The organism is Microcoleus sp. PH2017_35_SFW_U_B (genome assembly GCF_020737865.1).
GTDB lineage: Bacteria > Cyanobacteriota > Cyanobacteriia > Cyanobacteriales > Microcoleaceae > Microcoleus.
Window position 1 is genome coordinate 1 of record NZ_JAEQDE010000018.1, and the last position, 1,460, is coordinate 1,460.

Genomic DNA, 1,460 nt, shown 5'->3' on the forward strand with positions numbered 1-1,460 from the left:
ACGAGCAAAAATTCCAGCACTCCACCGTCCAAAGGATTCAAGCCCAACATTAAGCCCTCGAAAATAGAGGGGAGCAAAAGACAAAAAAGCCTAGGAAGAACGGGAGGGGGAAGAGAACTACATCCTCATCCCGACCAAACAATCATCGCCCAACTCAAAAATTGTCCCCATTGTGGAGAAAAAGTCACCGCCACCGCCCAAAAATTGCAATCCGTCTACGAAAAAATCGAACTACCTCCAATTCGCCCCATCGTCACCCTCCGTGAACGTTATGGTGGTCAGTGTGCCTGCTGTCAAACCGAATATCTTGCACCTGTACCATTGGGAATGGAACCAGGTTCACCGTTTGGCAGTTCAATTCAAAGCTTAGTTACATATCTCCGTTACACTCATGCCATCAGTTACGATCAGTTACGAACGGCTATCGTCTATATTTGGAGAGGTCTTTGGACTCAAGATATCCGAAGGAGCAATCGCCAACCTGCTGGGGAAGGTAAAAACCAGTTTAGACGATCAAGTAAGTCAAATACTACAACGGCTGCGGCGGGCAAAATTAATTTGTTCAGATGAAACGAGCGCGAGAGTTAACGGACAGAATCAGTGGGAGTGGGTGTTTCAGAACCAGGATGTTTGTTTACACGTCATCCGTCCGAGTCGAGGAACTGGAGTAATTAACGAAGTTCTAGGAGAACATCGTCCCGATATTTGGGTGTCAGACTTATTTAGCGCTCAAAAAAATCACCCAGCACCACAATGGCAAGTGTGTTTAGCCCATCAACTGCGGGATTGCCAATATGCAATTGATGCTGGGGACAGGATTTTTGCCCCAGCGATGAAGAGGTTATTATTAAGGGCTTTTATCATCCATCGGCGACGGGAGAATATGGATGATACTAGACTCAATCAATATCGAGAAAATTTACAGGAAAGATTAACCAAGATTTTGGATTTAGCACCACACCATCCGGATGGTATACGGTTACGAAAACGTTACGGTGGGCTGATTGACAATTTATTTCTATTTCTGGAAGATGCGACAATTCCACCCACAAATAATTAAGCGTGAACAGGCGATTCGGATGAGCGTGATATTTCGCCGTGTGACCAATGGCTTCCGTTCGGAATGGGGCAGAGATTTGTTTGCGGCCGTTCGTTCAGTTGTCAATACTGGCAAGCGTCAGGGTTTAACTGCTTATCAATCTATTCAACAAGCTCTCTCTATTGATGGCTCCATTTTTTCCCCTAGTTGAGCAATTACCCGTCAACAATTATCAATGTATGAAAAGAAAGAACAGAGGATTGAAGATAGAATAGTAAGTTTAACGCAACCACATATCCGCCCCATCGTCAGAGGGAAAGCCGGGAAATCCGTTGAATTTGGGGCAAAACTGTCAGCCAGTTGTCGAAATGGGTACGTATTTTTAGACCGAATTAGTTGGGATAACTTCAACGAATCAGGA

General features: G+C 44.9%; 1 protein-coding gene and 2 pseudogenes. All 3 read left to right on the top strand.

Going from position 1 to position 1,460, the window contains the following annotated elements; translation table 11 throughout:
* Nucleotides 1–570, top strand: a pseudogene (locus tag JGK36_RS00140) (hypothetical protein); the annotation flags it as partial.
* Nucleotides 458–1,060 (top strand): transposase, encoded by a 603-nt coding sequence (locus tag JGK36_RS00145; protein ID WP_293200739.1) that lies wholly within the window; start codon nt 458–460, stop codon nt 1,058–1,060. The pseudogene JGK36_RS00140 and the gene JGK36_RS00145, both read left to right, overlap by 113 nt.
* 202 nt (nt 1,061–1,262) lie before the next feature.
* Nucleotides 1,263–1,460 (top strand): annotated as a pseudogene (locus JGK36_RS00150) (IS5/IS1182 family transposase); the annotation flags it as partial.